The organism is Paenibacillus albidus, from assembly GCF_014644435.1.
Classification (GTDB): domain Bacteria; phylum Bacillota; class Bacilli; order Paenibacillales; family Paenibacillaceae; genus Paenibacillus_AQ; species Paenibacillus_AQ albidus.
In genome coordinates, this window is record NZ_BMKR01000005.1 from 264,617 (window position 1) to 281,324 (window position 16,708).

Below are 16,708 nucleotides of genomic sequence, written 5' to 3' on the forward strand. Positions count from 1 at the left end.
ATCCATGATGAAGTAACAAAATTCTATTCAGGTTCTGCTTCTTTTTACTATACTTAAGGAGGTATAGAACTGAACTTAGGAGGATTTATGAATGCCGTCCATTACAGAAACCTTGGAACTGCTGGGAACAGAGAGCCTGAAAAAGAAATTCAACCTGCTGTACGGGGATGACCAGAACGTAATTTCCGGCCAGATCGAGCGTTATAGCCAATTGATTAAAGATTTTGAACAAAGATACGGCGGGCAGGATGTATATTTGTTCAGTTCGCCCGGGCGTTCCGAGATCAGCGGGAACCACACGGATCATAATCTGGGCAAAGTTATCGCAGCCAGCATCAACATGGACTGTATCGGTGTAGCCGAAAAAACAGATGACCCGATCGTGAGCATCAAAAGCATCACCTATAATGAAGATTTCACCATTGACCTGAGCCGTCTTGAGGAGCATGTCGATGGCTCCGGCACAGAAACTTTGGTGAGAGGCATCCTGAAAGGGTTCGGGAAATTCGGATTTGCCACCGGCGGATTCAAGGTTTGCATTACCAGTGATGTCATCAGTGCAGCGGGGGTCAGTTCTTCGGCCTCTTTTGAGATGCTGATTAGTTCCATTCTTAATTATTTCTATAACGATAACCGGATGGATGTTGTGGCTTGCGCCAAAATCGGACAATATGCCGAAAATATCGAATGGGACAAGCAATCCGGTCTGCTGGATCAAATCGCCTGCGGTTACGGCGGCCTGATCACAATTGACTTTGCGGACCCTCAGGTGCCAGTGATCCAGAATCTTGATTTTGCTGCCATCAATGAACAATATGATCTCCTGATTGTTCCTACCGGTGCGAATCATGCCAATCTGAGCGATGAATATTCCTCAATACCAAGTGAGATGAAGGCTGTAGCCGGTTATTTTGGAGCAAAGGTGCTCCGCGAACTGGATGCCGGCAAAGTGCTGGGGAAATTGGCGGAGGTCAGAGCCGAAGCGGGAGACCGCGCGGTGCTGAGAGCGCTGCACTTTTTTGAGGAGAATAACCGTGTGGACCAGCAGGTTGCTGCACTGAACGAGAACCGTGCCGAGGATTTCCTGAGGCTCGTCACAGCCTCCGGAAATTCATCCTGGAAATGGCTGCAGAACTGTTATTCCAATACCACACCTGAGCTGCAAGGCGTAACGTTGTACCTCGCGTTGACCGAGCTGTTTATTGCACAACATGGAGAAGGTGCTTGCCGCGTGCATGGGGGCGGATTTGCCGGAGTAATCATGGCCTTGCTGCCGAAGCGCTTAACGTCTGCTTATATTGATTACATGAGCAACTACAGCAGCCAGGATATTTACCAGATCCGGATTCGCCAAGTGGGTTCGGTCAATATTAACAGTCTGTAGTTCGCCTGTCATTTACGTTTCATCTGGCCGGACATTTCGGAATTCCTGTACCCGGGAGCCGAAGCTGTCCGGCTTTTTGGCTTGCAGGGATTGGGCAGAACCATTTAACATAGGAGAGAATAACGAAGGACATATGTCCTTTTGCTGCGGGGCAATCTAATTTACACTGGAGCAAGCAAAGGGGTTGCGTTCAATGCAAATGATCAACGACCGGGAAGCGGTCCGCGCGCTGGTGGTAAAGAACGGTCTTGACGGCATTTTTAGTCCGGCTGTTACGCAAAAAATGGAACTAAGGCGCTATGAGGCTGGCGAGGCGATCTGTTCTGTAGGCGATCAGATGGAGGGTCTGTTTGTGCTGGTGGAAGGCAAGCTGAAGATTCACACGCTGCTGCCCAATGGGAAATCGATGCTGGTACGGTTTGCGAGACCTATGTCCGTGATTGGCGATGTGGAGTTGCTTCACCAGTACATAGTTAAAAATCAGGTCGAATCCGTCGGACAGAGCCTGATTCTGTTTGCCGGAAGGCGTTGGCTGCTCAAAGAGCTGGAGAATAACGCAGCCTTGTTGCGCTTCATGGTTGGCGAACTCAGCCACAAGCTGTATACGCTGGGCCAGACTACGGCGCTTAACCTGTTATATCCGGTAGAGAACCGTTTTGCCAGCTATTTGATGTCTTTATTCGCTGACAACACCGGCGTCCGGCGTATGGAAGAGATCCGGACCGCGACTCTGGTGGAGACCGCCGAACTGCTCGGCACAAGCTACCGGCATTTGAACCGTGTGGTGCGCCAGTTTATCGAGCAGGGCATTATTGAACGCAAGCGGGGACGACTGAGTGTGCTTAATGAGGTCAAGCTGGCCGAATTGGCCAATGGGAATCTGTATGAATAGAAGTTTATTTTTTAGCTATTTAAGACCGCTGTGGAACCTGCCAAGAGGGCAGGGCCGGCGGTCTTTTTATATGCCTGTTACTTCTTTAAGCAAACGTTCAGCCCTGAGCACAGAATCGACAGAAGTATGCTCTCCAGTTACAATGAAGGATAGTCGGAAAGTTAGTACAAGCAATCAAAGGAGGTTTCAGGCCCATGTTACCCAAAGTGGTTAATAATATTACCGAACTGATAGGAGATACACCGGTTCTGCGTCTGAACCGCTTGACCGGGCCCCGGGACGCGGAAGTCTATGTGAAGTTGGAGAGCTTCAATCCGAGCGGCAGTGTGAAAGACCGGGCTGCTTATAATTTGATCCTGCAAGCCGAACAAGATGGACGTTTACAGCCGGGAGGCACCATTATCGAACCGACCAGCGGGAATACCGGGATTGGACTGGCGATGAATGCGGCAGCCAAAGGGTACAAAGCCATTCTGGTGATGCCGGACAATATGACCAGGGAACGGATCAACATCCTAAAAGCCTATGGTGCTGAAGTCGTGCTGACCCCGGCGGCAGAGCGGATGCCGGGAGCTATAGCCAAAGCCGTGGAACTTGGGCTGCAGGTGCCGAACAGCTTCATTCCCCAACAGTTCGAGAATACAGCCAATCCGGACATTCACCGCACAACCACTGCGATTGAAATCATTGAGCAGATGGAAGGAAAGCTGGATGTATTCGTAGCCACTTCGGGAACGGGCGGAACGATTACCGGTACAGGCGAAGTGCTGCGGCAGCATCTGCCGGATGTGCGCATTGTTGTTGTGGAGCCGCAGGGTTCACCGGTGTTGTCCGGCGGACAACCTGGGCCGCATAAGCTGGTTGGTACGAGCCCGGGTTTTGTGCCGGCCATTCTCAATACGAAGGTGTACGATGAAATCGTACAGGTAACAGACGAGGATGCGCTGCAAACCGTGCGTGACATGGCTGCGCGGGAAGGTGTTCTGCTCGGACCTTCCGGCGGTGCGGCGGTATGGACGGCGATGCAGGAAGCGCGGCGGCTGGGCCTTGGCAAGCGTGTGCTCTGCATGGCCCCGGATACCGGTGAGCGTTATTTGAGCATGGATATATTTAAATAATAATAGTTTGCCGCGACTAATCAGTATGGAGGGATACAGATGAAGCAAGTCATCATGGGTCTTGTCCTATGTCTGCTGTTGGCAGGGTGTTCAGGAACGAATAATATTGTGCCGGAGCCTAGTCCTGGGGCCTCTCCTGCCGTTGCAACGCCAAACGCTTCACCCCCGCCTACACAGACACCCCCGCCTAGCAGCGTTCTGGAGCCTGGTACTTTGCAGTCTACTTTGGGCTTTGGAGATACGACAGGGAAGCGGATTCTGATTACCGATGGCGCAGGCAAGGAACAGCAGATGTCCAAGCTTACCCTTGCTGTTGGCCATAACGGTCAGACACTTAAGGTGAAATACCTGAACTGGCAGCCGGCAAGCGAGGATAATACTGCGAGAGAAACAGCTGTGAATATTCCCAACTTGTCAGGATACCTCTATGCTGTGGAAGAGGGGGCTGCGGCCCCCAACGAGACCTACTATATGGCGGATGACAGTGTGTTTGATGTGGAGGCGCTTGTATCTGTAACCCCTGCTGCCAAAGATACGGAGGCTCCGGCGGTAGATGAGGCTATTGGCAGTACAATTGCAACGGCCAAGGGACGGGAGATCCTGCGGATCTGGAAGCTGGCTGACCTCGGAACCGAAGGAGAAGTCTACGTCACCCAATTCGTTCGGGACGGCAACGATATGTTGTTCAGCATCGTGCTGAAGTCCGGCGAGGATTACACGTATATGGACTATCCCGCGGTCATACAGGGAGATGAGTATTCGGTCTGGCGGGTAGATGATGGTGGAGAGATCACCCCGGAGATGTTCTCGGTTCTTTTGGCCGCAAGAACGGAACAAGGGATACTCCTTGGACTAAACTGGTGGGGAGCGGAAGGTGTGAGTACGTTCTTTTTGAACCAGGATGGGGAGCAGTTCAAGGAACTGGATATTCAATATGGACGCTATATCTCGCCGTAGTGATCCTCTTAGCCTTAGCGGGCTGCAACCTTCGGAGTGAGTATACCGTCTAGCTGTAGAGGTGACTGATATGAAATATTTTACAGCTGTAGTGCTGGTCCTGCTCCTTGCCGGTTGCTTGGCGAAGCCGAATGAAGTGTCCGAGGAACGGCGTATTGTGGAGCCGTATTTGGAGCGGAAGGGGTACGAGATTGTTTCATACGAAGGCATGGCAGAGCGTTACGAGCTTACCCGGGACAAACTTACGAACCTTCCTTACATGATCTTTTGGGGGTTGCAGTCCGGTGATATTTCACAGTATCTAGGCCGCACCATTCAAGTGGAAGCCTTTACGGTCAGAAACCATCCCTTAGCGAAAGTTAATGTACATGTATACGTCTATATGGACGGGGCTGAAGTGATTGGGGGAACTTCTTTTCCGGAAGGAAAAGAAGACGAGGACGGTGGATACTGGAATCTGGAAGGCAAATCTCTGGAGGAGATCCAGCCGAAGTCGTTTCAGGAATGGCGGGCCGATTGGATGGCAAAATATGCAGAGTGAATGGGTTGTACAGGGGAGGGCTATTCACATCCGGGTATTGGGGAGGCCTGTCCGCTTCTTGATTGTCTAAATTAATAATACTTAAATTTGTAACAAATAACGGTCCATATAGCCCAAAAGAGTCATGTCAGCCCTGTGGCTGTGATGCTATGTTTATCAATAGTTGTACAGGAGGGGACCAGCCACGTATACACGAATCAAGCTAATGATCCTGCTGCTGCCTACGCTGATGGTCGGGATATGGGAAATTGTACGGCATCAGTTTCTGATGCCGTATCTCTCCATGGATATGGGGAACTATCTGACACCGGTACTTGTGTTCACTGTAAGCATCGTCCTGCTGCTCCCGCTGTTCTCGATGATGGAGCGCGGGCAGCGTGAGCTGGAACAGGAGCGTGCGGCTAAACATGCGATGGAAGCGCGTGAAGGACTGGCCCGGGAGCTGCACGACGGGATCGCCCAGTCCCTGTTTCTGCTGTCTGTCAAGATCGACCGGCTGGAGCAAAACCGCAGAAATAATGAAGTCAGTGAAGACAGTGTTCAGCAGATTGCGAAGACGGTTCATGAGGTCAATCATTATGTCAGGCAAGCGATTGCGAGCCTCAAGGTTCCGGCTTCAGGTCCAATAAATTTAACTCTTGAGCAGTCCGTAAGAGGCCAGCTTGCGCAAATTGCCGGAGAGGTGATGATCGATGCATCGCTGGACTGGGGCCTGCCGGATGAGAGCTTAATGCCTTTGGAACAAGCAGAGCTGCTGTCCTGTATCCGGGAGGCCATGATTAATGTACGCAAGCATACCCGTGCCACTGAGGTATCTATTTCGGGCCAGGGGAGCCGGGAACACTGGAGGGTAACGGTCAGAGATAATGGAGGCGGATTCCGGCATGATCCGTTTACCGTCAGCGGAAGTTATGGACTGCAGATCATGAAGGAACGTGCAGCCAGCATGGGTTGGAACCTGCGGGTCTCTTCCGTGGATGAAGGTACGCTTGTGGAGATTGTCAAAGGGGGGCTGTGAGATGAACCGCTGCCGGGTATTGATTGTGGATGACCATGCGCATGCCCGAGAGGCCATGTGCGAGATTTTGTCGCTAGATGAGCGCTTTGAGGTGATTGGAGCTGTGAAGAGCGGGGCGGAGGCTATTGCTTTTACAGGCCAGTGGATGCCGGATCTGCTTCTGATCGACGTGCAGATGCCGGATATGGACGGGCTGGAAGCCACACGGCGCATCAAGCAGGAATATCCCTATGTCAAAATCGTCATGGTAACCGTTTCCGATGAGATTTCCTATCTGTTCGAAGCGTTGAAGCAGGGCGCACAGGGTTATTTGCTGAAGAACCTGGCTCCCTCCACCTGGATCGAATACCTCCAGGCCATAGTGAGCGAGGAGGTTCCGCTCAGCCGGGAGCTGGCTTTTCAAATCCTGAAGGAATTTTCGGTGACGGCTGTCAAGGAGGAAGGCGAAGCATTAACAGCCCGTGAAAAGGAAATACTGGGCTGTGTGTCTTCCGGCTCCACCAACAAAGAGATTGCGGTGAGTCTTGGAATCTCGGAACATACGGTCAAAAATCACTTAAAGAACATTCTGCAAAAGCTCCAGCTGCAGAACCGCACCCAGCTGACACGATACGCCCTGGAACAGGGGCTGGCTTCGCGGGAACGGGATTTCCCCAAACGATGAGAAGGAAAGAGGAGAACCATGAATAACTTATTACGCAAACTTATCACTCTACTTATGCCCTCGGCAGCCCTGCTGCTATTATTCACAGCAGTTGCCAGTGCACATGTCACCGTAGCGCCTGCTTTGTCCGGGACGGGAGCCTGGGAGACCTACACCCTCAAAGTCCCTTCCGAAAAAGACAGCGCCACCATCCAGATTGACCTGCGTATCCCGCAAGGGGCAGAATTTAAGCAATATGAGCCTTCGCCAGGCTGGGAAGTGACTATTGAAGGCAACAAAGTAAGCTGGAAAGCTACAGGAGAAGGTATTCTGGCCGGCCAATTCCAGCGCTTTTACTTTACTGCCAAGAACCCTGACACTGCGGGCGATATCGCCTGGGATGCCTACCAACACTACGCTGACGGAAGTTTGGTGCAGTGGTCCGGTGAGGAAGGGACAGACACCCCGCACGCTGTGACAGAGATCGTCCAATCGGCATCGGGACACGATCATTCCCACGGTTCCATGAACATGGAGGAGCCAGCGCAGGAAGCAGGCGATGCAGAGTCTTCTACATCCCCGGCGGGTTATGTGGCTTTAGGCGTATCGATATTGGCCCTGCTGCTGTCAATTGTTGGATTGTTCAGAAGACGAAGTTAACTCACATCGTCTGTCCGCTATCGAGAGTGATTACCTGTCCGGTGAGGGCCTCTTGTTCCAGAACAGCGCAGACAAAAGACGCAATATCTTCCGGGGTTGAGAGGTGCTGCAGCGGAAGATTCGGAGCCAGCTTGTGCATCTGCTCTTCCCGGCCAGCCCACCACCTGGTCACTACTGCGCCCGGAGCGATGCAGTTCACCCGGATTGCCGGGGCCAAAGCGCGGGCCAGCGATTTGGTTAACCCGTGGACAGCCGATTTGGATACGGCATAGGGAAGGGAAGAGCCAGAGCCGGTTGTTCCGGCAATACTGCCAAGATTGACGATTGCGCCGTGTTTGTTCTTGTTCATGTAAGGCGCAACGGCACGGGCACAGAAAAACATACCTTTTACATTCACATTGTAGAGCTCGTTCCATACCTCATCTGTAACAGCTTCCAGATCTTCCAGCGGGATATGCCGGGTAATGCCGGCATTGTTCACAAGCACATCAACAGTCCCCCACTCCTCTGCAATTGCTGCAACCATCCGGCGTACTTCTTCGTCATCAGCTACATTTGCCTGAACGGCAATAGCCTCGCCCCCTCCAGCCTTAATCCGTTGCACAATTTCTTGTGCTCCTGCTTCTGAACGGGAATAATTCACTGCCACCTTGGCGCCGCGTTTGGCCAGTTCCTGACTGATAGCGCTGCCGATTCCTGTGCCCCCTCCGGTTACCAAGGCAACTTTGTTGATCAAATCCATGGGTCATTCCTCCTTATTCTAAAACAATTTGCTGCTAGAACCAGTGTATATGTTTTAGTTGATTCTGTATAATTGAATTATGTGAATTGTTTGTTCAATAATATTGAATCCGGGAGCGGGATAGAGAATGGATCTAAAAACATTAAAAACCTTTCAGACGATAGTGAGCGCCGGCAGCTTCAACAAAGCGGCAGATGAGCTGAAATATGCGCAGTCTACCGTTACGATGCAGATTCAGAAGCTTGAAGCGGATCTGGGAGTTCAACTGATCGAACGCGGCAAGCAGATCACCTTAACGGAAGCGGGCAGACTGTTTCATGAACAGAGCCGGTTCATTGTCAGTGATATGGAACGGCTGTACAGCAGCATGGAGGATATCCGGTCAGGGGACGGCGGCCGGATTCGCATCGGAGTAACCGACCCGACGGCCAGCTATCGTTTCCCGCAGCTGTTGCAAGCGTTTTTGGATTGTTTCCCCAAAATGGATGTCAGTGTTGAAATCGCCGGTACAGCGGCGCTCAGCAAGCAACTTCAACATGGAGAGCTTGACCTGGCATTGTGTTCGGCCCCGGAGCTGGGCGAGCAGCTGTATTTTGAACCACTGTTTACGGAAACGTTTGCCCTGTTGCTGCCCGGGCAGCATCCGCTTGCGTATAAGGAGGAGATTACTGCGGAGGACCTGCGTGGCCACCGTCTGCTGATCACTGCAGTGAATTGCCCCTACCGCAAAAAACTGGAAAGCGTACTTCAGGAGTCGGGCGGTCCTCCGCTGGACACGAGAGTCATTGGGAGCATGACGGCACTGAAATATTATGTGGCTGCCGGTTTGGGAATAGCCCTTGTGCCCGGGATTGTCCTGAATCCACCGCCTCACGGAACTGTGCAACGGACGCTCCAGGGTAAGACCATTGATATGGTCTGCGGCATCCTGTGCCGGATTTCCGATTACCCGCTAAAGGTCGCCAGTGCGAGACTTGCACAGTTTCTGCAAGAGCAGGATTATGGTACGATAGGGGAGCAGTTTAAATCTATAGGAGTATAGAGGAGCGTTCTCTTATGATTATCAAGTTCATTCGTTTACGGTAAAAGAGGTACAGATCATTGAACATGGGCCGTTTTTTTAAGAATGGCTTATGTTTATTTGACTGTGCCTTTTTTCATTCACCAATAACGAATGAACGGGGTGCTTTATTTTGTCTATAAATCATAATTCTTCTTTCCCTCTGGTCAGTTATGTGCAGATTTTCCGCTGTCCCCTGTGCGGGAGTTCAATGGAAGTGGCGAAGTTCCAAAGTTTCATTTGCTCCAGGGGACATTGTTACGATCTGTCCAAATATGGAACACTTAATTTCTCCCGCCGGGAGGTTAAGACCAAATACGATAAACGGCTCTTTGCAGCCCGCAGAGCGATATGCCAAAGCGGATTCTATGATCCTTTGTATGAAATCATCGGCCAAAGGATTGCGGCGAGCGGCAGCGGGAGACCACAAGGGGTCCGGCTGCTGGATGCGGGGTGCGGAGAAGGCTCTCATCTGACGGCCATTCTCGACAACATCGCTGGAAGCACACAAACGGAACCTCTGGGAGTAGGTATTGACCTCTCTAAAGAAGGCATCATCAGTGCAGCCCGGGCCTACCGGAACAGCATATGGTGTGTGGCCGACCTCGCCCGTTGCCCATTTGCCGACAAGGGGTTCGATTTCATCCTTAATATACTGTCACCTTCCAATTACTCCGAGTTTCACAGAATGCTGTCTAGGGAGGGTGAGGTTATTAAGGTCATTCCCGGTCGTGATTATCTTGGAGAATTAAGAGAGCAAATCAGGAAGCCGCTGAATACACAGGCTTATTCCAATAAGCGGACCCTGGAGCGCTTTAAAGATCATTTTGCCAATATGGATGTGGAGCATTTGCGTTACAGCCTGCCGGTGAGCAGCAGTCTGCTGGATTCATTGCTGAATATGACTCCGCTATTATGGGGAGTAGAAGAGGAGCAGGTGGAGCGGATTCGGGTGAAGGGTCTTCAACAAATAACGGTTGATCTGACCTTGCTCTGTGGCAGGTTGTCTATCTGAAACTCAGCCAGTACGGACAATAACTCATAAGACGCGTAAAACCCCTATTATGATAAATTCATCAATAATAGGGGTTTTACGTTATACTCACTATACCCATCGTATTCTCAGACTCCTTATCTACCCTTGTTCTCAACCCGGATAGAATCGTCCGAGAGTGGCATGTTGCCCGTCCTGTCCGTGTAATTCAGGTCTTACCCTACTGGCACGATTGGATTAATGGTCGTCCTTTGAGCTTTAGGAAGCTCAGCCCGTTTCGCTTAAACCAAGAGGGAAGCTATGATATCACCGTCAGGACTAAGATATAGGATCAACAACCTGTGTTGTTGTTGATATCTATACTGTACAGGACTGCGTACATTTAGTAAAATCCCAGAATCCTCAGATATTCCGGGAAATCATCCGGCATTCAAATGTAAGCGCTTCATATCTTGCTTATACTTAGTATTTCGCTTGATCTGCATTCTTGGCCCCCCGATAGCGATAACTGCTAAATACACGAGAAATTTATGGTATTATAAAAGCGATTCAGCGGGTTTCAGCCCGAGTTTAGGATACGGAGGGATAGCCATGAATTTGTTTCAACTTAAGGCAGGGCCGCGCGGCAGTGAGCGGGTCGCTGAGTTCCTGAACAATAATATGGTCAGCATCGGCCATCCCGGGTTAGGCGATCTGGAGAATGCCGGAAGAGCCGAGATCGAAGAGAAAATGATCCGCCTCTATGGATACCGGGGAGTGGAGCTGCAAGAGCATGTCGAAGCAGCGGTCATCTTCGCCCATACGATACAGGACGGCGATTATGTGCTGGTTGCGGACGGCGATTGGGTGCACCTGGGTGATCTGGGGGACTATTTCTATGTGGAGCCGGCCGAAGCTGCGGACGGGGACAACGCACATCGGCGCGGGGTTACCTGGCTAACCCATATTCCGCGGGTGGCGCTGCAGCCGGGTGTGCAGCAGCTGCTTGCAGAGAAAGGTGCGGTTACGCAGTTTCAGGAACCGATTGCCGCTGCCCGGCTGGATTTGTGGATCACAGACGTTGCAGCCATAAGCGAACCTGTAGAACACCGGGTCCGGGTGGATGAAGCAACCATCGCGGCCGCCCTGGACATTCTGAAGCAGGCGCTGGGCAGTGAGGATGCCGAGCGGAGGGAGCGGGCAGCGGTTGCGATTCTGCAGTACGCCAAATAAGAGGCGTTCATTCACGCGGGATTCCCGAACCCGGTATCCGGATGCTGACCTGTGTCCCAATGCCAAGGGCGCTGAAAATCTGTACGCCATAACCTTCACCGAACAGGAGCTTCAGACGGCGGTTGACGTTGGCGATCCCATAGCCCGAGGAATGTTCACCGCCGCTGTTCCCCTGTTCGAGAATATGTGCGGTTTTTCCCGCAGACATCCCCATACCGTCGTCAATAACCTCCAGCACAAGATCCTCCCCGTCCGGATAACCGCGAATAATGATATTCAATCTGGCTTCATCATCCCAAATGGCATGGTTGATGCAATTCTCCACAAAAGGTTGAAGGGTCAGCTTCACGATTCTCTTCGGCAGAAGGTTGTCTTCAATCTGATAATGCATATTCAGCAGCCCGGCAAAACGCGTCTGTTGAATAGCCATATAATGTTTCGTTAAGGTGATCTCTTCATTAATCGAGATGATATGTTTCCCTTTATTGAGTGATATCCGGTAAAACTTTGCCAGATCGGTCACCATCCTGTGAATGCGGGCATCCTCATATTTAATCGCCAGCGAGGAGATGGAGGCTAACGTATTGTAAAGAAAATGGGGGTTAATCTGGGCCTGCAATACATTCATCTCAATCTCCTGTTTGGCAATTTCCTTCTTGTACACCTCGTTAATCAGACTGCTGATCCGGCCGGACATACTATGAAAAGCCTGGCTCAGCTGCCCGATTTCATCATTGCCCATCTCCTGCGGTGCATCTGTGAATTCCTCCCGTTCTGCCCGGCGGATCATTTTTAGGAGAGCAATAACCCTGCGTGTGAATAATCCCGCCGTAATATAGATAAGAAAGACTGCAAGCAGCAGACAGATCAAGGCCACGGGCATCAGGCGCGCGGCGGCGGCTTTGGCCAGAGCGGCGAAATTGTTATAGGGCACAATCGTCACCGTCTTCCAGCCGTAATTCAGCGTGTCGTACACGACAAGAACCTGTTCTCCTTTATAGATGCTGTCAAATTTCCCCGAACCTTCTTCGGGAAAAGGGTCGGGCAGCAGCTCCTGGAGCGGTGAGCCCAAGACCGATTTGTCCTTGCTGGACAGAATGTTCCCTTCGCTGTTCACGATATAGATGCTTTTGTTCTCATCTTCTTCGGCAATCAGCGAATAAATATCCGATTCGGCGATGTCCATGGACAGGATTCCGTAGGGATAATTCAGACTGTAATTGTTGAGCAGACGGGCCAGTCTCAAGGTGGGGGCCTGCTTGTTCCCGGAGGACTGTGTAAGAAAGACGGCATTCCCGTAAGTCCCCTCAAGCGCCTTGAAGAAACCTTCCTTGTCCGCAGTTTCGTCCAGTGCTTTGATCAGCACATTGTCCTTGGGCAGGGAATGATTGTCCGTGTAGATGGTAATGCCGGAAATGTCCGGGTTGCTGATCCTTACCGAACTTAACAAATTGTCGAAATAAGTGTAGGCTTCCAAATACAAACGATTATCGTTGTAAGTATGGGTCAGATAGCCGCGCAGGGTGCCGTCCAGGAACAGGGAGTTGGATATTTTCACATAATAATCCAGTTTATTCTGAAGATTGGCGTTAATCTGTGCGGTGGTTGAGATCATAGTCTCATAAGACTGATCCCTAAGCTCGTTTCTGATTGAGGTATACGAGAAATAGATCAGCAGAGACAACGGCAGAATGGAAGCCACAAAAAAAACAGCAAACAGCTTTCTTCGCAGATTCATGTTCATCAAAAGAGTGCCCATCCAATTCCGCAGCTTAACCAAACGGTTCACCAACTTTACCATATCAATTTTTTGCGGTACTCATTAGGCGTACAGCCTTTGTGCTTCAGGAACACGGAACAGAAATACGATACATTCTCATAACCGACCGAACGCGAGATCTCATGAATCTTGAGGTGTTTGCTCGCCAGCAGTTCAATAGCCCGCTGTATCCGGTACCTTGTGATCGCTTCCAGGATCGTTTCACCAGCTGCTTCCTTGTATAGGGTCCGCACATAGTTGGGCGAGAGATAGACCTCCTTGGCAATCTCTTCAACCGTCAGTGGAGTGGAGAAGCGCTGCTGGATCAGCTCTGTAATCTTGTGCAGCAGCTTCTGGGGCTGTGTGTCCGATCTGCTCTGGATTATAGCGAGAATCTGACGGCATACTTCCAGCACATATTGCTCCAGATCGTCGATGGAAGGAAGTTGGGACAACTGCTCCCAATGATTCATAAAAAGCATACTGCCCGACGTGTTCACGAGCAGCGCCGAGAATTCATGCTCGACTTCGCTAAGCAAGCCAAGCAGGTGGGAGATGACCCCATTCCTGCGGACCCGCTCCTGCCTGAGCCTGCTTATGAATTCCGCAATGACCGTCTTCATCCCGGGCTCGTCCTCAAGGGTAAGCGCCCGGCATAGTTCAGCGGCATACCCCTCAGGCTTGATCTCCGTGTCGGTTGTCTCTAGGGCATCTCCGGCAGTGATCACCCTGCCTGTACCCAGATGGAACTTCCATTCGCTGCGTTTTTTGGCCTGCCTGTAGAGCTGGGGCAATTCATCCACGGATTCACCTTCATCCGATACGGCCAGCGTCAGGCGCCAAGCATCCAATGAGGGGGATACGCTGTACAGCACTTCCTCCCAATAAGACTTGTCCGCAGCCGCAGGCGGCTTGTGTGACATCAGGATCAGTCCGATGGCCCGTTCCTCCAGCTCCACCCCCATGGCGTAGTCGAAATCTCCGGACACCGTGGACTGCAAGGCGGCAATCAGCGAGGCCCTTGGATAACGGCGTTGGCCTTGGCTTCCATAGGCCTGATCGAGTGTGATGTGGACTACTGCATAGGTTGCGCGGGAGGGCAAGGGCAGGGACAACTTAAACAACTGGTCAGCCCATTCCCGGCGGGCATTTCCGTCCTTCTCCATCAGCCATTTGGCCATTAGGCGTTCTTTGGCCGTGTCCAGATTACGGCGGATCAGGTCATCCTCATCACACTTTTTTTTCACCGTTTCCATCAAATCGCGCAGTTCTTCCATATCTATAGGTTTGAGGAGATAACCCACAGCTTCCACGGTCAACGCCTCTTTAATATATTGGAATTCATTATGCCCGCTCAGAAACACAATCTTGATGTCCTTGTTCCATTGTCTCGCCCGGCGGGCAAATTCCAGCCCATCCATAATGGGCATCCGGACATCGGTCAGCACGATATCGGGTGCCAGCGACTCCAGTTTCAACAGAGCCTCTTTCCCGTTTTTAGCCGTGCCTGCAACCTCGATATCCATCTCCTTCCAGGGCACATAGTGCTCCAGCAATTCCATCTCAATTCGTTCATCTTCCACGAGCAGCAGCGAATACATACAATAACCCCCTTACGTCTTTCTATTCTAGGCTCTGAAAAAGATTTGAACAATGAAGGCCGGAGCAGATTCGGCGGTTTGGGTTATGTTTTGTTGAAAATTGAAAGATGAGACCTGCAATTAAGGCGATTTGCGGTATCAATCCTTAAATTGTTGTATGGATTGACCGATGATAGCGCTCTTATAATTTAGCTATAACCGGTGCACGGTAGACATTACAGCAAGAAGAGCAGGAAAGGAAGGGTTGAACACATGAGAGTGGAGCTGGCTTCATCATCATTCAAGAACAAGCAGGCCAAGCGGGACAAAGGAGAGACCTGGCGCCGTCTCAAATCGGCCAAATATTTATATCTGATGCTGATTCCGGCTTGTGTTTGGGTCATTGCATTCGCTTATGCGCCCATGTTCGGGTTATACATGGCGTTTGTCAATTATCAGCCGGGAGGAGAGTTCTGGTCACAATTTTTCACAAGCAAATTTGTGGGCCTGGACTGGTTCGTATATTTCTACAATAGCGGCGATTTCCTTCGTCTGATGCGCAATACGCTTCTCTCCAGTGCGATGACGATTCTGATCAGCTTTCCGGCCCCGATTATTATCGCGCTGGCGCTGAATGAAGTGAAGAATAAATTTTTTAAAAAGACGGTGCAATCCGTAGCTTATCTGCCTTATTTCGTCTCTTGGGTCATTGCTGCCAATATCTTTATCACGCTGCTGTCCTCGGACGGAATGGTCAACGGCATGTTGAAAAGCCTGGGGCTGATCGACGAAAGCATCTTGTTTTTTCAGGAAAAAAATTATTTCTGGAGTATTGTCGCAAGCGCTAACACCTGGAAGTCCATGGGCTATAATTCGATCATCTATCTGGCGGCGATTGCCGGGATTAATCCCGAGCAGTATGAGGCATCCACAGTGGACGGCGCGAACAAGTGGAAGCAAATGCTGCATATCACGCTGCCAAGCCTGAAGCCAACAGCCATTATACTGCTTATTCTGGCCGTGGCAAACGTAATGAATACCGGGTTCGACCAGTATTACCTGATGCAGAACGAATCCATTATGGCGACCGCCGATGTTATTGACACTTATACGTACCGTTACGGTCTGAGCCAAGGGATGTTCTCTTATGCAGCCGCTGTGGGGCTGTTCAAATCGGTCGTGTCGATTATATTGCTGACCACCATCAATAAGGTATTCAAAAGAGCGTTGTTCTAAGATTATACGGGATAAGGAGTGAGGAGCTTGAGACAAGCGCCCCATTGGGATGATTTTATTTTTAAGGGCATCGTGTATTTGATATTATTGGCTGTATTCTGTGTTACCTTTCTGCCGTTCCTGAACATTCTGGCCATTTCTCTGAATGATGCCACGGATTCGGTGCGGGGGGGCATATCCTTCTGGCCGAGACAATTCAGCTTGCAAAGTTACGAGACGGTGCTGGGGGATTCGCAAATCTGGAGTGCCCTGCGTGTGACCATCGCCAGAACAGTGGTCGGCGTGCCGCTGTCCTTATTTACAATCACCATGCTGGCCTACGTCCTGTCGCGAAAAGATATTATCGGCGGGAAAACACTTACCTTTATTTTCCTTTTCACCATGTATTTCTCCGGCGGGTTGATTCCGTATTATATGGTGCTCAAGTCACTGGGGCTTCTGGATACGTTCTGGGTATTTATCATCCCGAATCTGGTGAATGTATTCTATATGATTATTGTCCGCACGTTTATCAACGAATTGCCGCACGAACTGGAAGAATCGGCGAAGATCGATGGTGCGAATGACCTGCAGATTTTTTTAAAAGTGTACCTGCCGCTTTGCCTGCCGGTGCTGGCCACCGTAGGGATGTTCCTGGCAATTGACCAATGGAACGCGTGGTTTGACTCTTATGCTTTTACCAGCAGCATGGAACTGAAGACGCTGCAGGCGAAGCTGGTGCAGATTCTTAACCAGGCAGATACCAGCCAAATGACCAGTGGAGCAAATGCTTCCATCCGGCAGGCCATTTCGCCGCAAAGCATCCGCATGGCAATTACGATTATTGCCACCTTGCCGATATTGCTGGTTTATCCTTTGGTGCAGCGCTTTTTTGCCGAAGGCATGACGTTGGGTTCCGTTAAAATGTAACCA

General features: G+C 50.9%; 16 protein-coding genes. 13 read left to right on the forward strand and 3 right to left on the reverse strand.

Annotated elements, in window-relative coordinates:
- Positions 1–91 precede the first annotated feature (91 nt).
- The 8 genes from IEY53_RS07780 (at position 92) to IEY53_RS07815 (ending at position 7,213) form a co-directional block, all read left to right on the forward strand.
- Positions 92–1,384 (forward strand): galactokinase, encoded by a 1,293-nt coding sequence (locus IEY53_RS07780; RefSeq protein WP_189023621.1) that lies wholly within the window; start codon positions 92–94, stop codon positions 1,382–1,384.
- 193 nt (positions 1,385–1,577) lie between these two features.
- Positions 1,578–2,276, forward strand: coding sequence for a Crp/Fnr family transcriptional regulator (locus tag IEY53_RS07785; RefSeq protein WP_189023623.1), 699 nt, complete (start codon positions 1,578–1,580; stop codon positions 2,274–2,276).
- Positions 2,277–2,470: 194 nt separating this feature from the next.
- Entirely contained in the window at positions 2,471–3,394 is a 924-nt protein-coding gene (gene cysK / locus IEY53_RS07790; protein WP_189023625.1) for a cysteine synthase A, read from the forward strand.
- 39 nt (positions 3,395–3,433) lie between these two features.
- A complete protein-coding gene (locus tag IEY53_RS07795) occupies positions 3,434–4,351 on the forward strand; it encodes a hypothetical protein (protein WP_189023627.1) in 918 nt (305 codons plus the stop codon).
- A 70-nt stretch (positions 4,352–4,421) separates the two neighbouring features.
- Entirely contained in the window at positions 4,422–4,892 is a 471-nt protein-coding gene (locus IEY53_RS07800; protein WP_189023628.1) for a DUF4830 domain-containing protein, read from the forward strand.
- 205 nt (positions 4,893–5,097) lie between these two features.
- Positions 5,098–5,910 (forward strand): sensor histidine kinase, encoded by an 813-nt coding sequence (locus tag IEY53_RS07805; RefSeq protein ID WP_189023630.1) that lies wholly within the window; start codon positions 5,098–5,100, stop codon positions 5,908–5,910.
- A 1-nt stretch (position 5,911) separates the two neighbouring features.
- On the forward strand, positions 5,912–6,574 hold the full coding sequence (locus IEY53_RS07810) for a response regulator (RefSeq protein WP_189023631.1): 663 nt from the start codon (positions 5,912–5,914) through the stop codon (positions 6,572–6,574).
- Positions 6,575–6,592: 18 nt separating this feature from the next.
- The gene (locus IEY53_RS07815; protein WP_189023632.1) at positions 6,593–7,213 is read left to right on the forward strand and encodes a YcnI family copper-binding membrane protein; all 621 of its coding nucleotides are present in this window, start codon (positions 6,593–6,595) and stop codon (positions 7,211–7,213) included.
- A gap of 1 nt (position 7,214) precedes the next feature.
- Here IEY53_RS07815 and IEY53_RS07820 read toward each other — a convergent pair whose 3' ends face one another.
- Positions 7,215–7,955: an SDR family NAD(P)-dependent oxidoreductase gene (locus IEY53_RS07820; protein ID WP_189023633.1), complete on the reverse strand. Its 741-nt coding sequence runs from the start codon at positions 7,953–7,955 to the stop codon at positions 7,215–7,217.
- Between the two features lie 127 nt (positions 7,956–8,082).
- On the opposite strand from IEY53_RS07820, the gene IEY53_RS07825 reads away from it, so the two are divergent.
- The 3 genes from IEY53_RS07825 to IEY53_RS07835 all read left to right on the forward strand — a co-directional run bounded on the left by IEY53_RS07825 (position 8,083) and on the right by IEY53_RS07835 (position 11,221).
- Positions 8,083–8,997: a LysR family transcriptional regulator gene (locus tag IEY53_RS07825; RefSeq protein WP_189023634.1), complete on the forward strand. Its 915-nt coding sequence runs from the start codon at positions 8,083–8,085 to the stop codon at positions 8,995–8,997.
- A gap of 229 nt (positions 8,998–9,226) precedes the next feature.
- Positions 9,227–10,030: a methyltransferase domain-containing protein gene (locus IEY53_RS07830; RefSeq protein WP_189023636.1), complete on the forward strand. Its 804-nt coding sequence runs from the start codon at positions 9,227–9,229 to the stop codon at positions 10,028–10,030.
- Between the two features lie 570 nt (positions 10,031–10,600).
- A complete protein-coding gene (locus IEY53_RS07835) occupies positions 10,601–11,221 on the forward strand; it encodes a DUF8426 domain-containing protein (protein ID WP_189023637.1) in 621 nt (206 codons plus the stop codon).
- A 7-nt stretch (positions 11,222–11,228) separates the two neighbouring features.
- On the opposite strand, the gene IEY53_RS07840 is transcribed toward IEY53_RS07835, so the two are convergent.
- Together IEY53_RS07840 and IEY53_RS07845 are read right to left on the reverse strand one after the other, a co-directional pair.
- Entirely contained in the window at positions 11,229–13,022 is a 1,794-nt protein-coding gene (locus IEY53_RS07840) for a cache domain-containing sensor histidine kinase (protein WP_189023638.1), read from the reverse strand.
- A complete protein-coding gene (locus tag IEY53_RS07845) occupies positions 13,016–14,581 on the reverse strand; it encodes a response regulator (protein ID WP_189023639.1) in 1,566 nt (521 codons plus the stop codon). Before IEY53_RS07845 ends, IEY53_RS07840 begins: the two co-directional genes overlap by 7 nt.
- Positions 14,582–14,833: 252 nt before the next feature.
- On the opposite strand from IEY53_RS07845, the gene IEY53_RS07850 reads away from it, so the two are divergent.
- On the forward strand, positions 14,834–15,796 hold the full coding sequence (locus IEY53_RS07850) for an ABC transporter permease (protein ID WP_189023655.1): 963 nt from the start codon (positions 14,834–14,836) through the stop codon (positions 15,794–15,796).
- Positions 15,797–15,823: 27 nt separating this feature from the next.
- Complete coding sequence (locus IEY53_RS07855; protein WP_189023657.1) at positions 15,824–16,705, forward strand: carbohydrate ABC transporter permease; 882 nt, start codon at positions 15,824–15,826, stop codon at positions 16,703–16,705.
- Positions 16,706–16,708: the final 3 nt, after the last annotated feature.